We start from the raw sequence: 20,068 nt of genomic DNA on the forward strand, positions 1-20,068 counted from the left end.
GTCGAGGAGGGCAGCACATTGGCCTCGCCGCACACTTTAATAATGTCGGGCGCGTGACCGCCGCCGGCCCCCTCGGTGTGATATGTGTGAATGACTCGATTTTTGAAGGCTGCGATCGTGTCTTCCACAAAGCCCGCCTCGTTGAGGGTGTCGGTGTGGATGGCGACCTGCACGTCGTATTTGTCGGCAACGCTCAGGCAGGTGTCGATAGTGGCCGGAGTAGTACCCCAGTCTTCGTGCAGCTTGAGGCCCATGGCTCCCGCTTTAACCTGCTCTGCTAAGCCCTCGGGCTGAGCGCTGTTGCCCTTCCCCATAAAGCCCAGGTTCATCGGAAACGCATCGGCGGCTTGCAGCATGCGCCAGATGTTCCACGCGCCGGGGGTGCAGGTGGTGGCGTTGGTGCCAGTGGCGGGGCCGGTGCCGCCGCCAATCATGGTAGTGACACCGGAGGCGATCGCGGTCTCAATCTGCTGGGGGCAAATAAAGTGGATGTGGCTGTCGATGCCCCCGGCGGTAACAATCATGCCTTCTCCGGCCACCACCTCAGTACCAGGGCCAATAATAATGTCGACGCGGTCTTGAATGTAGGGGTTACCCGCCTTACCGATTTTGTGAATCTTGCCGTCTTTGATGCCGATGTCGGCCTTGACGATGCCCCACCAGTCGAGAATCAGAGCGTTGGTAATTACCATATCGACGGCCCCAGCATCGCGGCTAATGGGCGACTGCCCCATACCATCGCGAATCACCTTGCCGCCGCCAAATTTGACTTCGTCCCCGTAGGTGGTGAAGTCTTGCTCGACTTCAATGATGAGCTCAGTGTCGGCTAATCGAATGCGATCGCCCACCGTCGGGCCAAAGGTTTCGGCATAGGCACGGCGGTCCATGCGGTAGCTCATGAGGACTCCTCAGATGGGGTAATAGCTAGAACCACTCTAGAATGCGGGATTTCCCTGGTTTGGTCAATTGGGCTACGGTTGTCGATGCTGAAGCGAAGGATTCTGTGTCCCTAGAGCCGCCTGCCGCCCAGTACCAACGCCAAAAGATAGCCCGAAGGACAACTCCCTCGGGCTGTGGTTCAATGCAATTTGCGCTGTGCCCCTGCGGGAAGCGCCGCTGTTCTAGCTGGCCAGGTACTCGCGAATGTCAGCCTGACGCTTGCGGAGTTTGGTTAGCGCCTCACGCTCGATCTGGCGCACTCGCTCGCGGCTAATCGAAAGCAGGTCACCAATTTTGGCCAGGGTCATGGTTTTGCCGTCGGACAAACCAAAACGTAGGGAAAGCACTTCACGCTGCTGAGGAGTCAGGTCACCCATGAGACGCTCCAGATCCTGGCGCAGAGACACCTGGGTGGCAAAATCTTCGGGTGAAGGGCCGTCATCTTCAAGCAGTTCACCCAGTTCCGTATCCTGGTTGTCGCCCACCTTGAGGTCAAGGGAAAGGGGCTGACGCGATTTTTCGAGATAGTCGCGTACTTGCTTGGTGGTGAGGTCGCACTCGATCGCTAGTTCAGCTACCGTAGCCGCTCGCCCATACCGCTGCGACAGGGTGCGCTGGGCTTTCTTTAGCTTGTTGAGTTTTTCAGTGATGTGAATAGGTAGGCGAATCGTGCGGCTTTTCTCGGCGATCGCACGGGTAATAGCCTGGCGAATCCACCAGTAGGCGTAGGTAGAGAAGCGATAGCCCTTGGTAGGGTCAAACTTTTCCACCCCGCGCTGCATACCAATAGTGCCTTCCTGAATCAGGTCAAGCAGATCAACGTTGCGCTTGATATATTTCTTGGCTACCGAGACCACCAAGCGTAGGTTAGCCTCCACCATCTTGCGCTTGGCCAAACTGCCCTGGCGTACAGTCGCAGTTAGCTCAGCCACCGGAAGATCTACCGCCTCGGCCCACTGCTCTAGGGTAAGCCCATGCCCAACAGTCTCTTCCATGGCCAGCCGTTTTGCCTCCAGGGCCGTCAATTTCTGCACCTGTTTGCCCAGCACAATCTCTTCTTCGTGGGTCAGCAGGGGCACCTTACCAATCTCCTTCAGGTAGGTGCGCACCAGATCCGTGGAATTTTGCACAGCTCTCATAAATCGGCAACCTTAGGGAACAGCGTCGCAGGAACAATCAAACAAGTGAGACGGAGGCAACAGCGCAGAGGGGTAAGTGCTTTGAGCACCCTCCAAGGCACCCCTACAGTGCGCGACCTCAATCAACAGCCTAAGAACGAGACCGCACCGGTACTGGAATGGGCTCGGCTTCGAGGGCTGCTTCCTCAGAACGACGCTTGAGCATTGCACCGGCCACGACTAGGGCGGTGCCAACTTCTAAAAGGATTTCAACAGTGCTCATGAGTAAAGGGTTATGAATTGTTTATGTAAATAACTGTAACATTTATTAAAGAAGACGTGAATGGCTATTAATACCTAGGCTAAGCCCAGCTGTCCCAGCCATAATCCCTAGATTAAAGTCCTTGAGGTGGGTGTATTGCATTCCAGAAGACATATTTCCGGGATTGTTGGGGATGGAATTCTTAAAATTTAGAAGGAATGTTAATAAAAATCTGAGTATCGACTTATTTCCTTAAGGATTTTTGAGCCTCTCCTTAGGCTGAGAGAGAAAGCTGAGAGCCTTGGGCGGTTTTGGCGACGTCAATGCGGTTTTGAAAAGCAGCCCGAAAGTGGGGAATGTGGGTGACGGTGAGAATACAGGCGAAATCAGGGGCGATCGCGTTGATAGCGGCAATCAGGCGATCGCAGCCCTGCTGGTCTTGGGTACCAAAGCCTTCGTCAATAATGAGCAGCTGTAGGGCCAGGCCAGAGCGCTGGGCCAGCAGCCGAGCCAGGGCCAGCCGCAGGGCAAAGTTAACCCGAAACGCCTCACCGCCAGAGTAGGTTTCGTAGGGACGGGTGCCATGGGCATCGGCAATCAAAATATCCAGGGTGTCGATCACCCCCTGGCCGCGTTTGGTGGCCCGCTGGGTGACAAACTGCACGTGCAGCTGATGGGCGCTGAGACGGCCCAGCAGGTGGTTGGTTTCGGCCTCTAGCTGGGGCAGCAGGTTTTCGATCATCAGAGCCTGAATGCCGTTGTGGCCAAAGGCATAGGCTAGCTCTTGATACACCCGCTGCCGCTGGCGTACGGCGGCCAGATCTTGCTGCCGCTGGGCTAGTCCCTGCTGCAGAGCTTCGAGGTGCTGGCGGGCCTGGTCTAGGGCACCAAGCTGCGCCAGCAAGGTATCGCGCTGGTGCTGACGATCGGCGATCGCGCTTTCTAGCCTTTCCAGGGCGCTAGGGTCGTAGGCTAAGGCCTGGCCCTCAGCCTCTAGGGCCGAAAGGGTTGCACTCAGCTGAGTCAATTCTTGTTGCTGCTGCTGGTACCGGGCCTGGAATACAGCTAGCTCAGTTGTTTGGCCTGTGTGCTGCTGGCGGGCCTGCTCTAGGTCGCGGTGGCGCTGTCGCCAGACCTGGGCCGCCGCTAAGGCCTGGCGCACCTGCTGGTGGCGATCGATGTGGTAGTGGAGCTGATCGAGGGCGGTCTGGACGGCGGCCAGAGCCAGCCCCGGCTCACTCTGCTGAAGCTGGGCTAGGTCGGCTTCGTGCTGGGCCAGCTCGCTCTCGAGGCGCTGCTGCCGCTGGGTGAGCTGCTGCTGTCGCCGCTGCCCCTGTACTAGGTCGCGGTGTTTGATCTCGGCCCAGCGCAGGCGATCGACCTGGCCCCGCACCAGGGCATGATCGCGATCGTCGTAGGCCAGCTGGACCAGGGTTTGGTCGATGTGGTGCAGCTCAGCGCGCCGGTCGAGGGCGTACTGGTTTTCGCTCAGGCACTGCCCCAGCCGCTGCTGCTCGGCCTCTAGAGCCTGCAGCTGATCCTGCACCGTCGCTTGGGAAGCCATTTGAGCGCTCAGCTGCCCCTGCTTTTGCAGGACCGGAGCGTAGGCCTCTAGCTCGGCCTCTACGGCTCGATACTCCTGTCGCAGCACCTGAATTTCGCGTTCAGAGACGGCCAGCTGTTCTCGAATCACCCAAATCTCTTCCTGTAGCTCTTGCTGCTGCTGGCGGTGGCGGCCTTCTACTACCGTGCGGTGGTGGGCCGTCAGGGGGCGATCGCAGAGGGGGCAGGCCGCCTCAGGCTGGGCCAGCAGCCCTAGCTTTTGCCCAATCTGGGCGATCTGGGTCTCGCAGCGGCGCTGGTTGGCCTGCAATACCTCCATAAAGCTGCGCCGCTCTAACCCCTTTTCGCGCACCTGCTCCTGGTAGGCCCGCCGCTGCTCCAGGTAGCCGAGGGTGTCCGATACCTCCTGGGCAGTGGCTACCAGCTGGGGGCGATCGCCCTGATGCAGCTGCAGCTGCTGGGCGCTGGCGGTGAGTTCTTCGAGGCGGGTCTGGAGGCGAGTCTGGGCCTGCTGTAGCTCTGTTTCCAGCTGCCGTCGGCGCTGCTGCAACGGCTCGGCCTGAAGCTGGAGGGCATCGAGATGCTTAAGCTCAGCCCTAGCGGCCGAAAACTGCTCGCGACTGGCGGCGATCGCATCCCTTTGGCTCAGGAGTTCATTCAGGTCGGCGAGCTGAGCCTGCACGGCCGCCAGCTGCATCTGGGTTTGGCTGAGGCGAGTGCGAATGCGTTGTGAGTGGGCTTGCCAGGCCGCCTCCAAGGTCTGACGCTGAGCCTGGAGGGTCTGGTACTGCTCAAACTGCTGGTTGAGCTGGGCATCTTCGGCCTCCAGGGCCGCCAGATCACTGACGCCAGCTTCGATCGCGGCGGCCTGGGCTAGCAGGGCTTCTCGCTGACGCTGCTCGGCGGTGCGGGTGGCCAGGGTGGTCTCGGTTTGGTGCAGCAGGGTGCTGAGGTGGCGCTGCTGCTGGCGCTGCATCTGAATCTGCTGCTCGACGCTGCGATGGCTTTGCTCCAGGTCGCGCAGCTGGATCAGCTGCTGGCGATCGCTCGACTGCTGCTGATCTAGCTCGTGCAGGGTCTGCTGCAGCTGGGCTTGACGTAGCAGCGTCGGTTCGTAGTCAGCCAGCGTGGCGGTCAGCTCGTCGAGCTGGCCCTGGCGTAGGGTGGCTTCGACCTTAGCCTGCCGGGCCTGATCCTTAGCCCGTTCCGCCAGCTGGTCGTAGTGATTGAGCTTGAGCAGATCGGCCAAAATTTGCTTGCGATCGCCGGGCCGCTTCAGCATAAAATCGTCGGCAACCCCCTGGCGCAGGTAGGCCGAGTTAACAAACGTGTCGTAGTCAAGCCTAAGGTGGCGGCAAATCAAGCCTTGAGTCGCCCGCACCCCTCGCTGAGTCAGCACCCGCCAGCCCGCTTCGGTATAGACCTGAAACTCTAGGCTGGTGCCCTGGCTGCGGTGGCGGCTACGGATGACCCGGTAGGTGTGATCGCCCTGCTGAAACTGAAAGCTAACGCTGGCCTCCACTGCGCCCTGATGAATGATGTCATCATCGGCGGCCACCCGGCTTTGGCCCCACAGCGCCCAAGCAATCGCCTCTAGCAGCGACGATTTGCCCGCGCCATTAGGCCCGGCCACGCAAACCACGTGTAGCCCGCTGAAGTCGAGGCTGGCATCGCGATAGCTGAGAAAATTTTTAAGGGTAATCTGCTTAGGAATCATGGGTACGTTAGCACCACTGCCCTAAGCCTACAGTACAAGCGAACCCTGAGTACACCTGTATTTTGAAAAGCCAGCTGGTTCTATAGCTGTAGCCAGTCTGGTGAGGACTGTTTCCCTGAGAACCTTCAAACGTTTGAACGTTCTCAGGCTTTATGGATGTCCTAACCCAGGTGACTCTGGCTGTACAACAAAATCGGCTGAGATGAGCACTCATCTCAGCCGATTTTATCGGTTCAAAATACGGAAGCGGTGGGATTTGAACCCACGAGGGAAGGTTTACTCCCCTACCTCCTTAGCAGGGAGGCGCTTTCGACCACTCAGCCACGCTTCCAAGAACAAGAAGTTCTTCGTTAGTTTAGCAGACACTTGGTAAGTACTTGATCGAACCGGGCGACTTTTTTGCCAGAAACCTATGCAGCTCGGCTTGGCTGTAGCTGCGGCCAAAGATAGACCAGCCCTGAAATCAGGGTGAGCGCCACCGCCAGCCAAAACAGACCCTGGGCAGGTAGATCCCACGCGGGCGGGTGAGGGGCAATCAGCAGCGCGATCGCCGCGATCTGCACCACGGTTTTAGCCTTACCCCACAGGTTGGCCCCTGGTACTGCGCCTCCTGCTTGGAGCACTGGGTTAACGCGCCAGCCTGCGATCGTAATCTCCCGCGCCACAATTAGAAACACGCCCCAGGCGGGCACCTGACCCAGCTCTATCAGCATCAGCAGTGGGGCAAATACCAGCAGCTTATCCACCAGGGGGTCCAAAAATTTGCCCAGGTCAGTGACCTGGTTGAGCCGCCGGGCCAGATAGCCATCGAGCCAGTCGGTGCCTGCCGCGACTACAAAAAGGCCTGCCGCCCACCACCGTTGGGCCTCGGTTGGAGCCTGGAGCAACACCAACAGTAGGGGCACACCCAGCAGTCGCGATACTGTAATCCAAGTCGGTAAATTCATAGCCTCAGACTATATCGAGCTGGGCCGCTTTTACATCTTCTTCTGGGCAGGTACTGGCGAGGTCAAGCTGGGCAAATGGTTAGCCCTTCACCTTGCCAAACCTGCGATCGCGCTGCTGGTAAGCGTAAATTGCCCGATGAAACTCTGAGGTATCGAAGTCAGGCCACAGGGTTTCAGTGACATAAATTTCGGCGTAGGCCAGCTGCCACAGCAAAAAGTTGCTAATCCGCATTTCACCGCTGGTGCGAATCAGCAGGTCGGGGTCGCTAATTTCAGCGGTATACAAATGACGACCAAATAGCTCTTCACTAATATCATCCGGGCTGAGCTTGCCCTGCTGTACCTGTGCGGCGATCGAGCGGCAGGCCTGCACAATCTCCTGCCGCCCGCCGTAGTTGGTCGCCACCGTAAACTCAATGCCGTGGTTGCCCTGGGCTTGGGTCACCGCCTGGTGAATCTCGCCCTGCAAGGACCGAGGCAACGCCGCCAGGTTGCCTACAAAGCGTATGCGAACATTTTCTTCCATCATTTCCAGCAGTTCCTGGCGCAGCACTCGCTCAAACAGCGCCATCAAAAAATCAACCTCTTCGATGGGGCGGCCCCAGTTTTCGGTCGAAAAGGCGTAGGCCGTCAAAGCGCCAATGCCCCAGTCGCGACAGCAGCGCAGCAGCGTTTTGAGGGTATCAACCCCCCGGCGGTGGCCCATAATACGCGGCAGCCCCCGCTGTTTGGCCCAGCGCCCGTTGCCATCCATAATCACCGCCACGTGCTGGGGCAGGCGATCGGGCTTAAGGTCGGCGGGTAGGGCATAGCGAACAACAGGCTTGGTGGTCATTTTTTCTCTCGGGGAGACGATGAAGGGAGACGAAACAAGCGCAGCACGTAGGCAACTCCAAGGCTGCCCAGCCGCCGACCAAGGCTTCTAAGTTGGGGAGCCACCGCCTCGCGATCGACCGATTTCGAAAATTTAGACCGCAGAATACTGCGCAGGCGGCTGCTGGTCAGAGGCCGATCTAGAATACCGCCTTCCGCCAAAGAAATAGAGCCTGTTTCTTCTGATACCACAACACAGAGACAGTGTTCTACCCGTTCGGTAATACCCATGGCGGCGCGGTGACGGGTGCCTAACTGCCGCGAGGCCACCCGCTCAGAAATGGGCAAAATTACCCCTGCCGCCGCAATGCGTGCCCCCCGTACCAGCATCGCCCCGTCATGGAGTAAGGTGCTGGTTTGAAAAATAGTTTGAATCAGTTCCTTCGAGACCTCCGCATTAATGCGCACCCCCGGCACCGTAAAATCTCGCTCATCAATAGGCTTATCAATTTCAAGAATCAAGAGTGCCCCGGTGCGGTTCTGCGAGAGTTCCTTAACCGCGTCGACAATTTCATCAATCACGTTGTCGGGCTGGGGCATGGTTTCGCGGGAGGGGCTGAGCAATTCCCATACTCGCCCCTGGCCCAGCAGCTCTAGCAGCCGTCGAAACTCCCCCTGGAGCATGAAGGCCATCGCCACCGCCGAGCCAATCACCAGCTTGTCGAGCACGAAGCCCAGCAGCGCCAGGCCCAAAAACTTGCCCAGAGCAGCAGCTAGCATCAGAAAAATTAGCCCTCGCACCATCCACAGGGTACGACGCTCGCCGATAATCACCAGCACCACATAGCTCAGCAGCAGCACCAGCGCAATATCCAGCGCCTGAAGCACGAACCTAACCTGGTCAAGGTTTGTTAGCCATTGCTCCCAGAGGTAGTTCATGCAGCGTTAGAGGATGGTGCCTGAGCGGCTGTGCGATAGGGCGGCCCGATCAGCCCTCTGGCAGAACCCTGTCCAAGGCTAGCAACGGTTGCTGGGCTAGGTAGACTTGACTTTGGGCCGCAAGGTTTCAGGTAAGCAGTCCTGACGAAGCAAATCGGCTACGGTTTCCCGACGAATAATCAAGCTGGCATTACCCTCGGTCACCAGCACCGCCGCAGGCCGAGGTACCCGGTTGTAGTTCGAAGCCATGCTGTAATTGTAGGCACCCGTGCCCGCAATAGTAACTACATCGCCGCTCTTCAACTCGGGCAGAGCTGCATCCTTAATTAGAATATCTCCTGACTCACAGTGTTTACCGGCCAGGGTTACCGTTTCGGCTAAAGGTGCGGCCATCCGGTTGGCTACCAGAGCCCGGTACACCGACTGATAGGTTATGGGGCGGGGGTTGTCAGACATGCCGCCGTCCACTGAGACGTAGGTGCGCAGACCGGGGATCACCTTTTGACTGCCGACGCGATAGGCCGTAACGCAGGCGGGGCCAACCAGCGATCGCCCCGGTTCACACAGCAGCCGAGGCAACGCTATGCCCTGAGCTTCGCAGGCGGACACCACGCTGTCGCACACGGTTTTAACCCACGTGTCAATGCTCGGCGGGTCATCGCCCTCGGTATAGCGAATGCCTAGGCCACCGCCCACGTCTAGTTCAGTGAGGGTAAGGCCGTAGCGCTGGGCTGTCACCATCCACTGGGCCATGACACCGCCCAGGTCGGTGTGGGGGTTGAGTTCAAAAATTTGTGAACCAATGTGGGCATGCACCCCCAGACAGTTGAGCTGAGGTTGTCCGGCCAGAAATTTAAACACCAATTCGATTTGGTCGGGGTCAAAGCCAAACTTGCTGTCGAGGTGACCGGTGCGGATATATTCGTGGGTGTGGCACTCAATGCCGGGAGTGACCCGCAGCAAAATGGGCACGGTTTTGCCGTGCTGAGTAGCCATCTCGCCTAGGGTCTTCAACTCTAGCCAGTTGTCGACCACAATGCGGCAGCCCACGTCTAAGGCCAGGGCCAACTCTTCGGCAGACTTGTTGTTGCCGTGAAAGTAAAGGTTGTCGGGGGTCGCCCCTGCCTCAGTAGCCGTCAGCAGTTCTCCTGCCGATACCACGTCGATGCCTAGCCCCTCGTCGGTAACGATCGCGCAGATCGCCATACAGCTCCAGGCTTTAGAGGCATAAAGCACCAGCGCCTCACCTGGGTAGTAGCGCTCAAAGCCCTGGCGGTACTGGCGACAGGCGGTACGCAGGGTGTGGTCATCCAAAATATAGAGAGGGGTGCCAAAGCGCTCGACTAGATCGACGACGTCACAGCCGCCTACGCTCAGGTGGTCGTCGGGGGTAACGGCAGCGGACAGGGGCAAAAGCTGCTGGTTCGGCGACAGAGCTCCGGCGGGGTTAGTGGGGGGCAGGTACTGGCGGCTATCGGCAGTCGAGGCCGTCACGGGGGAAGTCGAAACCATAGACGTTGCGCTCACAGAAACGAAAGAAGTGTTCAGGGTTTAATAACGTGAGGAGACAGCCGCGACGCTAAACCGGCGGTGGCCTACTGGGCTGCGCTTTAGACCATCGCGCCGCGCCCCAACCCTCAGTGTACAATTAAGGGCTGTGCCAGTTTTTCGCCAATTGCCAAATAAACTTAATTATCTGGCCAATTAAATTGTGGGCTACCTTTCTTGCCAGACTCCAGGCCACGACGACATTGCTGCCTTAGTGGCGCTTGACCAGAGCGCCCTAGGGGGGCTCTGGTCGGCAGAGGCGTATAGCCGTGAGATCGCTAGCCCCAACAGCCGTCTACTCATGCTGGTCCATAGGCCTCATGCTATCGGGAGAGAAGCTGCCGATCTATCGATCGCTTCGATAGCTGACTCGCAATCTGACAGGGGTAAGGGCTTAAAATTAACTGCGCCAAGGGAATCTATTAGCGCCACGACAGATGCAATCGGGCCTGATCAATATGAGGCAGACGAGCCTGAGCTAGAGCCCCCCACCCTGCTGGGCCTAGGCTGCTACTGGGCCATTTTGGATGAGGCCCATATTACTGTACTGGCTATCGATCCCCGCTATCAGCGGCGGGGGTTGGGCCAGTGGCTGCTGATAAACCTGCTCTTTGATGCCTGCGATTATCGAGGAATGGCTCCGGATGACCACATTGTTCTGACCCGCGCCACCCTAGAGGTGCGCACCTCCAACAGCCGCGCCCTGGCCCTTTACGAAGCCTTTGGCTTTGAAACCCTGGGCCGCCGCCGCCGCTACTATGCTGACGGCGAAGATGCCCTGATTCTTTGGCAAAATTCCCTTAAAATGCCTGAATTTCGCGATCGCCTGGGTCAGCGATACAGTGCGGCTCGCTACCGGCTTGAACGACAGGGTTGGCAGATTGCAGATGAAAAATTAGCGGGGAACCGAACCTGAAACCGAACCTTTAAAGTTGAGAAAATTTACATTTTCACCAATCTCAACCTATTGACCCTTGGCGATTCCGAGCTATTTTTGCAGTATGAGGATTGTGCTAACCAGGCGCGGTAAACCGGCTGTTTAGTAGGGCACAACCGACAAAAATCGCTGTGCTAGAATTTGCCTATCCGGCACGCACCAGGTGATTAATACCATCATGTTTGAACGCTTCACAGAAAAAGCAATCAAGGTCATCATGCTGGCGCAGGAGGAAGCTCGTCGGTTAGGCCACAACTTTGTGGGCACCGAGCAGATCCTTCTGGGGTTAATTGGGGAAGGCACAGGCGTAGCTGCCAAGGTCTTGAAGTCGATGGGCGTCAACCTCAAGGATGCGCGCATCGAAGTCGAAAAGATCATTGGTCGTGGCTCCGGCTTTGTCGCCGTTGAAATTCCCTTTACCCCCCGAGCCAAGCGTGTGCTTGAACTCTCCCTGGAAGAGGCTCGTCAGCTCGGCCACAACTATATTGGCACCGAGCACCTGCTCCTGGGACTGATCCGCGAAGGCGAGGGGGTCGCGGCCCGCGTTCTCGAAAATCTGGGTGTCGACCTATCTAAGGTGCGTACTCAGGTGATTCGCATGCTGGGTGAAACCGCTGAGGTCTCTGCCGGGGGCGGTCAAGGCCGCACAAAAACCCCAACCCTCGACGAGTTTGGCTCTAACCTGACCCAAATGGCTGCCGACGGCAAGCTCGATCCAGTGGTGGGTCGCCAGAAAGAAATTGAGCGCGTCATCCAAATCCTGGGTCGGCGCACCAAAAATAACCCAGTGCTAATTGGTGAGCCCGGCGTGGGTAAAACCGCGATCGCTGAAGGTCTGGCCCAGCGCATTGGCAACGGCGACGTGCCCGACATCCTCGAAGATCGCCGCGTGGTTACCCTCGACATTGGCCTGCTGGTGGCGGGTACCAAGTATCGGGGCGAGTTTGAAGAGCGCCTGAAAAAAATCATGGATGAAATCCGCTCCGCCGGAAACGTCATCCTGGTGATCGACGAGGTTCACACTCTGATTGGGGCTGGGGCTGCCGAAGGCGCGATCGATGCCGCCAATATTCTCAAGCCCGCCCTGGCGCGGGGCGAGCTGCAGTGCATCGGGGCCACCACCCTCGATGAGTACCGCAAGCACATCGAGCGCGACGCCGCCCTGGAGCGCCGCTTCCAACCGGTGATGGTGGGTGAGCCCAGCGTGGATGAAACCATTGAAATTCTCCACGGTTTGCGCGATCGCTACGAGCAGCACCACAAGCTCAAAATTGCCGATGAAGCTCTGGAGGCCGCTGCCAAGCTCTCCGATCGCTACATTGCCGACCGCTTCCTGCCTGACAAAGCCATCGACCTGATCGATGAGGCTGGTTCGCGGGTGCGCCTGCTCAACTCTCAGCTGCCCCCGGCGGCGAAAGAGCTTGATCGCGAGCTGCGCCAGGTGCTCAAAGACAAAGATAACGCTGTCCGTTCTCAGGACTTTGACAAAGCCGGGGAACTGCGCGATCGCGAAATGGAAATCAAAGCCGAGATTCGCGCGATCGCCCAGAACAAAGTGAACGAAGATGCCGGTGGTGAAGATCAACCCGTGGTGGGCGAAGAAGACATCGCCCACATCGTCGCCTCCTGGACTGGGGTGCCGGTGAGCAAGCTCACCGAGTCCGAGTCCGAGAAGCTAATGCACATGGAAGACACCCTGCACCAGCGCCTGATTGGTCAAGACGAAGCGGTGAAGGCGATCTCTCGCGCCATTCGTCGGGCTCGAGTCGGCCTCAAAAACCCCAACCGACCGATCGCCAGCTTTGTGTTCTCTGGCCCTACCGGGGTTGGTAAAACCGAGCTAGCCAAGTCTCTGGCCGCCTACTTCTTCGGCTCCGAAGAGTCGATGATTCGCCTGGACATGTCCGAATTTATGGAGCGCCATACGGTCTCCAAGCTGATTGGCTCTCCTCCAGGTTATGTGGGCTACAACGAGGGTGGTCAGCTCACCGAAGCGGTGCGCCGTCGCCCCTACACCGTGGTGCTGTTCGACGAAATCGAGAAAGCCCACCCCGACGTCTTCAATATGCTGCTGCAAATTTTAGAAGACGGTCGCCTCACCGATGCCAAGGGCCGTACGGTTGACTTCAAGAACACCCTGCTGATCATGACCTCCAACATTGGGTCTAAGGTCATTGAGAAAGGCGGCGGTGGTCTCGGCTTCGAGTTTGAGCAAGACCAGGCCGAGTCGCAGTACAACCGCATTCGCTCTTTGGTCAACGAAGAACTCAAGCAGTACTTCCGGCCTGAGTTCCTCAACCGCCTCGACGAAATCATCGTCTTCCGTCAGCTCACCAAGGACGAGGTCAAGGAAATCTCCGACATCCTGCTCAAGGAGGTGTTTGCTCGACTCACCGAGAAAAACATTCACCTGCAGGTCACCGAACGCTTCAAGGAGCGCCTGGTGGAAGAGGGCTACAACCCCAGCTACGGGGCACGTCCGCTGCGTCGGGCAATCATGCGGCTGCTCGAAGATACTCTGGCCGAAGAGATTCTCTCGGGTCGTCTGGGCGATGGCGATACCGCTACCGTCGATGTCGACGACACCGGCAAGGTAACGATTCAAGCCGAACAGCGCCGAGAGCTGATCTCCGCCGAGAGCTAGCTGTAGGTACTGTAGGCTGGGTGGAGCGCAACGGTTACCTAACTGGTGTTAGGCTGCCTGCACGCTCTGCTCAGCCTACGGCGAGGGCTGTGTTATGTGTTGTTAAGAATGCCGTTCTCGTTAGGGGGCGGCATTTTACTTTTTACCCCAATAGGTCATGCGCAGGCGACCCAGAGCGGCTATGCTGGCAACACCATTTGAGAGGTTTCACCATGGGCGGCACCACCAACTGCGAAAAACTAGCTGGCGTGTTTAACCGGGCTAGCCAACAGGGCAAAAGTGCCTTTTGTAAAATGCTTTGGGGTAATCAGCCCGAAACCGTTCAGGATCAGCTCAGGCCTCTACTCAGCGCTGAGACCATTGATGCCCTTCGCAGTGAGGATGACTAGTAGACTGCCCAGCTAAAGATGACGGGTCAGTGGGGTATACGGTTTCAGGTTTGAGGCGAGCCGTGGGCCGTATACCTTGAACCCTGCACCTGGAGCGGCTGGCCCCTGTCAAAATCAGCTTGGTCAAGTACTAGGTTCTAGGGTTGCGTTAGGTCACGGGTTCCCCCATCGGTCGTTTCCCTTGCTACAGTCAATAGGCGAATTGGAAAAGCATTGCAGGAGCACAGCCGTGGACCAGTGGCAGCAGGGGGAAACAATTGATCTGGCTATTACCGACCTCAGCAGCAGTGGTGACGGACTAGGTCGTTGGCAGGAGCGGGTTGTGTTTGTGCCAGACACCGTGCCTGGAGACACCGTGCGCGCGCGCCTGGTACAGGCAAAGCCTACTTTTGGCCGGGCCAAAGTGCGGCAGTTGCTCACCCCCTCACCCGATCGCGTGCGGGCAGCCTGCATTGTGGCCGACAAGTGCGGCGGCTGCCAGTGGCAGTCGATTGACTACTCGGCCCAGCTGGCGGCTAAGCAGCAGCAGGTGCTCGATGCCCTAACGCGCATTGGTGGATTTGACGACCCTACGGTACTACCCATCCTTGCGTCTGAGGCACCCCTGGGCTATCGCAATAAGGCCACCTACCCCCTGGGGCGATCGCCTGAAGGCCAGGTGAAGGCGGGCTACTTTCGCCAGGGTAGCCACAAACTGGTAAACCTCAACCAGTGCCCCGTGCAAGATGAGCGCCTGAATCCCCTGCTGGCGGAGGTCAAGCGCGACATTCAGGATCGGGGCTGGTCAATTTATAACGAAACGAAGCACCAGGGGCGGCTGCGGCACCTGGCCCTGCGGGTGGGTCGTCGCACCGGTCAGATGTTGCTCACCCTGGTTTCCACCGCGCCCAACCTCAAAGATATTGAGCTGCAGGCCCAGGAGTGGCGCGATCGCTACCCCGATCTTGTCGGTGTCTGCGTTAACCTCAACCCCGAAAAAACTAACGCCATCTTTGGGGCCGAAACCCTGGTCATCGACGGTGTGTCCTATATTGAAGAAATTTTTGCTAATCTGCGCTTTCAGATCCATGCCACGACGTTCTTTCAGGTCAATACTGAGCAAGCTGAGCAGGTTTTGCAGATAATTACGGACGAGCTACAGCTCACCGGCAGTGAAACCCTGATTGACGCCTACTGTGGCGTTGGCACCTTAACCCTGCCGCTAGCCCAAAAAGCTAGGCGGGTTGTGGGCCTAGAGGTACAGCCCGAAGCGGTGGCCCAAGCGTTGATCAATGCTGGGTTAAACGGTATTGACAACGTAGAATTTCGGGCCGGGGATGTGGCAGAACAGTTACCATTGGCCGCCGCCAGCCTCACCGATCCACTGGATGTGGTGGTGCTCGACCCACCGCGCAAAGGCTGCGATCGCCCCGTGCTCGACGCCCTGCTCGAACTGCATCCGCCCCGTATTGTCTATATGAGCTGTGACCCGGCTACCCTGGCCCGTGATCTCAAGGTGCTGCGGGAAGAGGGCGGCTATCGGCTGACCAAGGCCCAGCCCGCTGACTTTTTTCCCCAGACTCCTCACGTAGAATGCGTCGCATTTCTGGTAGCGTAAAAGCCAGTTGGTTTTTGCGCCCGTTCCCAGCTCCTATCCCTCAGCGCCTATGAAGTTCAGCACCATTGCCGACAAAATTCAGATTACTGCGGCCTCTAGTTTAATCACCGACCCCAGCCATGACCCGGATATCATCGGGGTCGCCGCCGTCGACCAGGCCTCAACAGGGACGCTGAGCTACATCGAGGGAGAAAAGTTTGCCGCTTTTGTAGCCAATACCCAGGCCAGTGCTCTGATTTTGCCTCAGAACCCTGCAATGCAGGCCCAGGCAACCGATCGCGGTCTGGCCTGGCTCAGCGCCCCCGACCCCCGCCTAGCCTTTGCCCGCGCCATTGCCCTCTTTTATACCCCCTACCAGCCTGGCCCTGGCATTCACCCCAGCGCCGTCGTTGACCCGACCGTCACCTGTGGCGAGCAGGTCTCGATTGGGGCCAATGCCGTGATTCAGGCTGGGGTAAGGCTGGGGACTGGTGTCTGCGTTCACCCCAACGTGGTGATTTACCCTGGGGTTCAGGTGGGCGATCGCACTGTACTGCACGCCAACTGCGTTATCCATGAACGGGCGCAGATTGGAGCCGATTGCACTATTCACAGCGGCGCGGTCGTTGGGGCTGAAGGCTTTGGCTTTGTGCCCACATCCCAAGGTTGGGAAAAAATGGAGCAGTCGGGCATTGTAGTGATTGAAGATGGTGTGCGGGTTGGCAGCAATACCACCATCGATCGCCCTGCAGTCGGCACCACCCGCGTAGGCCGGGACACCAAGCTCGACAACCTGGTGCATATTGCCCACGGCTGTCAAGTGGGCGAAGGGGTGGCGATGGCAGCCCAGGTGGGTATGGCCGGAGGCGTGATCGTTGGCAATCGAGTCATCTTGGCAGGCCAGGTGGGCGTTGCCAACCAGGCGAAGATTGGCGACGGGGCGATCGCTACTGCCCAAACCGGCATTCATGGCAATGTCGCTCCCGGTGAAATTGTTGCCGGTTCGCCAGCTTTGCCCCACAAGGTGTTTCTCAAGGCTTCAGCGGTGTACCGCCGCCTGCCAGAGATGTATAAAACCCTCCAGCAGCTGCAAAAACGACTGCCTTAGCCCTGCGTTCAAAAGCCGATGACTGCCGACCCCGCAAACGATCCGCCCAATATTCAGCAAGAGCTACGCCTGAGCCGACCGTTTACCCTGGCCGATGCGATTGGACAGGAGGCCGGCAATTTTATGAAGGGAGAATCGCCTATTCCTCGACTGGTGCAGGCCAAGCACGGGGCGCAGCAGGCGCTAAAAGAATCACTAACCGATGGCCCTGGTGCTTTGCATCGGGTGCTAGAGCAGTGGCTCTGCGACGATGAAACCCGCCTTAGCCAACACGTACAGAACCCTGCTGAAGCACTGAAAGATTTGCTGGAGGCTATACTGCGATCGCCTGAAACCTTTTACGAATTAGTGCGCCAGGCCGATGTTGCTTGGGGACAGATCTATGACAGTCGCCCTTACTTTCAGAAACCAGGTCAGCCGCCTCACCCCGACGATGAATATACCCACAAATCGGTTAGAGAAACCCTACAGAACTGCCTATATGTACTCAACAATCCCCCTCAATTGACCGTTGAGGGGGATGAACTAGAGGGTAGGTCAGAGACAGAATAATTGAAGGTTGTTTTAGTCGGAAAGGGCTGCTAGCGCTTGGCAATAAGGAAGTTCCTTGGGGACGGCATTGCCAAAAAACCGCTGTAGTCAAAAACGACAGCGGTAGGAAGCACTATGGAAATTGCCCAATACAAGCCTTAAACCGTGAAGTCGGGATCAATGCCACGCCATACGGCTACGAGCCGCCCCTGCACGTCTACCAAGTCAGCCGGGAATTCCATCACAGGGTAGTTAGGGTTAGCGGGCTTGAGCTGTACCTGATTACCCTGGCGATGGAAGGATTTAAGGGTAGTACCGCTCTCAACCCGAGCAGCGACGATAGTACCCTCTCGAATGCCCTGAGGGTCTTTCACCGGGCGCATGATTACGACATCTCCGTCTTGAATCATGGCTTCGACCATGCTATCGCCGGTAACTTTAAGGGCGTAGTCGCCAGACTGAATGGGCAGGCCGTTGAGATCCAATCGTTCAACGGCATCGGTGAAGGCTTCATTGACAAAACCAGCGGCAATGGTGCCTAGAATGGGCACTCCCCGAACGTCATCGCGAACCCGAATGGTACGAGCTTTGCCCTCGCTCCACTCGATGTAGCCTTTGTTTTTGAGGTGCTCTAGACGGCTTTGAATGGGAGCGGGTGAACGCAAATTCATGGCCCGCATCATTTGGCGAATGGACGGAGAGTGCTGATTGGCTCGGATGTAATCTATCAGCCAGTCATAAAGTTCCTGTTGGGCGGTTGTTAAGGGTTCCATAGGGTTTAGCCACAGCATCAACGTCATTTCATGGAACAAGTGTACCATCTGGACGGAAATCTGTCCACTGTAGCAGTAAAAAAATGATTAATCTACCCTTGCATTCTGGAGCAAAAAGCTGTGAAACAAAAAAGGCTGCCCTAGGGCAGCCTTTTTTGTTTATTGATAGCCTCTTTTGCAATCAGTCATGGGTAACTAAAAGGCAAACACATTTCTAGCGAATGTATTCTTTCAAGATGCTGTTGCGGTTGGGGTGACGCAGCTTACGAAGGGCTTTGGCTTCAATTTGGCGAATGCGCTCGCGGGTGACGTTGAAGATTTGGCCAATTTCTTCGAGAGTCTTCATACGACCATCATCAAGGCCGTAGCGCAGGCGCAGCACGTCACGCTCTCGGGGGCTAAGGGTGCCCAGCACGCTTTCGAGGTCTTCCCGTAGCAGGCTCTTCGACACCTGGTCTTCGGGAGTTTCGCCATCTGACTCAATGAAGTCGCCCAGACGAGAATCTTCTTCTTTGCCAATGGGGGTTTCGAGGGAAATGGGCAGCTGAGCCGATTTGGCGATAAACCGCAGTTTCTCGATGGTCATTTCCATCCGAGTGGCGATTTCCTCTTCCGTGGGCTTGCGGCCTAGCTCCTGAGAGAGCAGTTTAGTGGTTTTTTTGATGCGAGAAATTGTTTCGTAAAGGTGCACCGGCAGGCGAATGGTGCGTGACTGATCGGCGATCGCTCGGGTAATGGCCTGACGAATCCACCAGGTGGCATAGGTCGAAAACTTGTAACCTTTCTCGTGGTCAAACTTTTCGGCGGCTCGAATTAGACCTAGACTACCTTCCTGAATTAGATCCTGGAAGGAAAGACCACGGTTCATGTACTTTTTGGCGATCGAGACTACCAGACGCAGGTTAGACTGCACCATTTTATCTTTGGCGCGCCGACCAATATGCAGGCGGTGGCGAAATTTGGCCAGGCTGTAGGTTTGACCTTCGTCTTTGCTGACGGCTTCTGCCCATTCAGCATCGTAAGGATCGCGCTCAAGAGCATCGGCCAACTCATCAAAGATCCGCTCTAGCTTGAGCAGGTCGGCAATTTTGCGAGCCAGCTCAATCTCTTCTTCGGCCCGCAGCAGACGAATGCGGCCAATCTCTTGCAGGTAAAGACGAATAGAGTCTTCGGTGTAGTGGCGCTTCTTAGTTTGAGCTCGGCGGCGGGTTACTTTCCCCTTAGGCGCTTTGTCATCGGCGCCGGCCTCGTCATCTTGAGCAACAAAATTCTCGTCGCCATCGCTATCGTTACCGTCGATCAGTCGATCGAGTTCAGTACTAGGGTCGATGGTGCCGAGCAGATGATTTGCTTGGGTCATGCCGCGATCCTCGTGCTCCTTAAGGTTGAAAGACAAAGACTGTGATCAGATTAACAGCTCTCTTCATTAGATGCCCACAGTTCCGAAAAAGTGCGGATCTATTTTTTGACGATCGAGTGGTATAGACCTAAAGAACTAGGCTGGCTATAGCATGGATCTTGAGCTGATGGCCCAGCTTGCTGTCGCTTCTACCGGGAGGAATACATTAGCGAAGCTGAGGCTTTTCAATTTTAACTGCAATATCCGGTGATGTACCACCCCAACTTTTGCAAGTAGTGGCTCGATCAGCTGAAAGGCTTAACTTTAGGGCCTAAAGCGTTGATCAAAAGGAGTGTCACGCTCAGCTAAAAATCCGAGCATATAGAACAAACAAACTACTATTTTCGCCATCCTACTCAGCAAGTTGAATATAGATAAGGTGAATTTTGCGGCGAGCAACGGAAATATTTTGGGTCGGTCTAGGCGAAGGGATGGATTAAATTGCCGTAAATCAGGACATGCCTTTTGTAACAGAACCCTTACATATTCCAGGTAATAGGAAGCCGAAATTCAGTAGAGTTTCGGACACCTGAATGAATTTGTTGCAACCAAGCAAAAAAGGATCCAGTCCTGTTGTTTAAAACAAGAGGTGGATCCAAATCTTTAGAGGAATTATTTTTTCTGGAGGATAGAGGATAAGGGATTCGAAAACTAATAAAGTACCAACGTCATTCCCGCCTGCGCGGGAGTCAATTATGCGCAGCTACTCTAGCTGGTACTTTATTTTGAGGCATATCCTACCCCTGTTAAGGTGAACGTTTGTTCTCCTTTTGCTTGAGGAGCCGAGCGGTGGCAACATGGGGATGCTTCGGATTAAACGGCTCCTTTTTAGCAGGTTTTTTGGGACCTCTGGGAGAGGACGAAA

At 56.8% G+C, this 20,068-nt stretch carries 16 protein-coding genes and 1 tRNA gene; 6 read left to right on the forward strand and 11 right to left on the reverse strand.

The genetic code is table 11. The features are described 5' to 3' along the window. The 9 genes from IQ273_RS15170 to lysA all read right to left on the reverse strand — a co-directional run. Positions 1-899 (reverse strand): urease subunit alpha (locus IQ273_RS15170; RefSeq protein WP_194024017.1); only part of this gene is annotated, 899 nt, incomplete at its 3' end. A 222-nt stretch (positions 900-1,121) separates the two neighbouring features. Next, positions 1,122-2,078: an RNA polymerase sigma factor, RpoD/SigA family gene (locus IQ273_RS15175; protein WP_194024018.1), complete on the reverse strand. Its 957-nt coding sequence runs from the start codon at positions 2,076-2,078 to the stop codon at positions 1,122-1,124. A 130-nt stretch (positions 2,079-2,208) separates the two neighbouring features. Further along, positions 2,209-2,340: a hypothetical protein gene (locus IQ273_RS34400; protein ID WP_255534504.1), complete on the reverse strand. Its 132-nt coding sequence runs from the start codon at positions 2,338-2,340 to the stop codon at positions 2,209-2,211. 253 nt (positions 2,341-2,593) lie between these two features. Beyond that, the gene (locus tag IQ273_RS15180) at positions 2,594-5,599 is read right to left on the reverse strand and encodes an AAA family ATPase (RefSeq protein WP_194024019.1); all 3,006 of its coding nucleotides are present in this window, start codon (positions 5,597-5,599) and stop codon (positions 2,594-2,596) included. A gap of 241 nt (positions 5,600-5,840) precedes the next feature. Further along, positions 5,841-5,930: transfer RNA gene (locus tag IQ273_RS15185), tRNA-Ser, on the reverse strand. A gap of 79 nt (positions 5,931-6,009) precedes the next feature. Further along, a complete protein-coding gene (gene pgsA / locus IQ273_RS15190; protein WP_194024020.1) occupies positions 6,010-6,546 on the reverse strand; it encodes a CDP-diacylglycerol--glycerol-3-phosphate 3-phosphatidyltransferase in 537 nt (178 codons plus the stop codon). A 79-nt stretch (positions 6,547-6,625) separates the two neighbouring features. Next, positions 6,626-7,381 (reverse strand): isoprenyl transferase, encoded by a 756-nt coding sequence (locus IQ273_RS15195; RefSeq protein ID WP_194024021.1) that lies wholly within the window; start codon positions 7,379-7,381, stop codon positions 6,626-6,628. Next, positions 7,378-8,298 carry a diadenylate cyclase CdaA gene (cdaA, locus tag IQ273_RS15200; RefSeq protein WP_194024022.1) on the reverse strand — a complete coding sequence of 307 codons (921 nt, stop codon included), beginning with the start codon at positions 8,296-8,298 and terminating at the stop codon, positions 7,378-7,380. Before cdaA ends, IQ273_RS15195 begins: the two co-directional genes overlap by 4 nt. Positions 8,299-8,394: 96 nt before the next feature. Then, entirely contained in the window at positions 8,395-9,810 is a 1,416-nt protein-coding gene (gene lysA / locus IQ273_RS15205) for a diaminopimelate decarboxylase (RefSeq protein ID WP_194024023.1), read from the reverse strand. Positions 9,811-10,009: 199 nt separating this feature from the next. Here lysA and IQ273_RS15210 point away from each other — a divergent pair, with 199 nt between their 5' ends. The 6 genes from IQ273_RS15210 to IQ273_RS15235 all read left to right on the forward strand — a co-directional run bounded on the left by IQ273_RS15210 (position 10,010) and on the right by IQ273_RS15235 (position 17,052). Continuing rightward, positions 10,010-10,762: a GNAT family N-acetyltransferase gene (locus IQ273_RS15210; RefSeq protein ID WP_313898131.1), complete on the forward strand. Its 753-nt coding sequence runs from the start codon at positions 10,010-10,012 to the stop codon at positions 10,760-10,762. A gap of 199 nt (positions 10,763-10,961) precedes the next feature. Beyond that, positions 10,962-13,427: an ATP-dependent Clp protease ATP-binding subunit gene (locus tag IQ273_RS15215; RefSeq protein WP_194024024.1), complete on the forward strand. Its 2,466-nt coding sequence runs from the start codon at positions 10,962-10,964 to the stop codon at positions 13,425-13,427. Positions 13,428-13,639: 212 nt separating this feature from the next. Then, positions 13,640-13,816 carry a hypothetical protein gene (locus IQ273_RS15220; RefSeq protein WP_194024025.1) on the forward strand — a complete coding sequence of 59 codons (177 nt, stop codon included), beginning with the start codon at positions 13,640-13,642 and terminating at the stop codon, positions 13,814-13,816. Between the two features lie 229 nt (positions 13,817-14,045). After that, on the forward strand, positions 14,046-15,413 hold the full coding sequence (gene rlmD / locus IQ273_RS15225) for a 23S rRNA (uracil(1939)-C(5))-methyltransferase RlmD (RefSeq protein ID WP_194024026.1): 1,368 nt from the start codon (positions 14,046-14,048) through the stop codon (positions 15,411-15,413). A gap of 49 nt (positions 15,414-15,462) precedes the next feature. Further along, a complete protein-coding gene (gene lpxD, locus IQ273_RS15230; protein WP_194024027.1) occupies positions 15,463-16,500 on the forward strand; it encodes a UDP-3-O-(3-hydroxymyristoyl)glucosamine N-acyltransferase in 1,038 nt (345 codons plus the stop codon). An 18-nt stretch (positions 16,501-16,518) separates the two neighbouring features. Then, complete coding sequence (locus IQ273_RS15235; protein WP_194024028.1) at positions 16,519-17,052, forward strand: hypothetical protein; 534 nt, start codon at positions 16,519-16,521, stop codon at positions 17,050-17,052. Between the two features lie 137 nt (positions 17,053-17,189). On the opposite strand, the gene lexA is transcribed toward IQ273_RS15235, so the two are convergent. Continuing rightward, positions 17,190-17,804 carry a transcriptional repressor LexA gene (lexA, locus tag IQ273_RS15240; RefSeq protein ID WP_194024029.1) on the reverse strand — a complete coding sequence of 205 codons (615 nt, stop codon included), beginning with the start codon at positions 17,802-17,804 and terminating at the stop codon, positions 17,190-17,192. A gap of 214 nt (positions 17,805-18,018) precedes the next feature. Beyond that, the gene (rpoD, locus tag IQ273_RS15245; protein WP_194024030.1) at positions 18,019-19,164 is read right to left on the reverse strand and encodes an RNA polymerase sigma factor RpoD; all 1,146 of its coding nucleotides are present in this window, start codon (positions 19,162-19,164) and stop codon (positions 18,019-18,021) included. Positions 19,165-20,068: the final 904 nt, after the last annotated feature.

The organism is Nodosilinea sp. LEGE 07298, from assembly GCF_015207265.1.
In the GTDB taxonomy this organism is placed as follows: Bacteria; Cyanobacteriota; Cyanobacteriia; order Phormidesmidales; family Phormidesmidaceae; genus Nodosilinea.

Excerpts from the sequence above, each read along its gene's own strand:
- IQ273_RS15175 (WP_194024018.1), bottom strand. The coding sequence starts at position 2,078 with ATGAGAGCTGTGCAAAATTCCACGGATCTGGTGCGCACCTACCTGAAG.
- IQ273_RS34400 (WP_255534504.1), bottom strand. The coding sequence starts at position 2,340 with ATGAGCACTGTTGAAATCCTTTTAGAAGTTGGCACCGCCCTAGTCGTG.
- IQ273_RS15180 (WP_194024019.1), bottom strand. The coding sequence starts at position 5,599 with ATGATTCCTAAGCAGATTACCCTTAAAAATTTTCTCAGCTATCGCGAT.
- pgsA (WP_194024020.1), bottom strand. The coding sequence starts at position 6,546 with ATGAATTTACCGACTTGGATTACAGTATCGCGACTGCTGGGTGTGCCC.
- IQ273_RS15195 (WP_194024021.1), bottom strand. The coding sequence starts at position 7,381 with ATGACCACCAAGCCTGTTGTTCGCTATGCCCTACCCGCCGACCTTAAG.
- cdaA (WP_194024022.1), bottom strand. The coding sequence starts at position 8,298 with ATGAACTACCTCTGGGAGCAATGGCTAACAAACCTTGACCAGGTTAGG.
- lysA (WP_194024023.1), bottom strand. The coding sequence starts at position 9,810 with ATGGTTTCGACTTCCCCCGTGACGGCCTCGACTGCCGATAGCCGCCAG.
- IQ273_RS15215 (WP_194024024.1), top strand. The coding sequence starts at position 10,962 with ATGTTTGAACGCTTCACAGAAAAAGCAATCAAGGTCATCATGCTGGCG.
- IQ273_RS15220 (WP_194024025.1), top strand. The coding sequence starts at position 13,640 with ATGGGCGGCACCACCAACTGCGAAAAACTAGCTGGCGTGTTTAACCGG.
- lpxD (WP_194024027.1), top strand. The coding sequence starts at position 15,463 with ATGAAGTTCAGCACCATTGCCGACAAAATTCAGATTACTGCGGCCTCT.
- IQ273_RS15235 (WP_194024028.1), top strand. The coding sequence starts at position 16,519 with ATGACTGCCGACCCCGCAAACGATCCGCCCAATATTCAGCAAGAGCTA.
- lexA (WP_194024029.1), bottom strand. The coding sequence starts at position 17,804 with ATGGAACCCTTAACAACCGCCCAACAGGAACTTTATGACTGGCTGATA.
- rpoD (WP_194024030.1), bottom strand. The coding sequence starts at position 19,164 with ATGACCCAAGCAAATCATCTGCTCGGCACCATCGACCCTAGTACTGAA.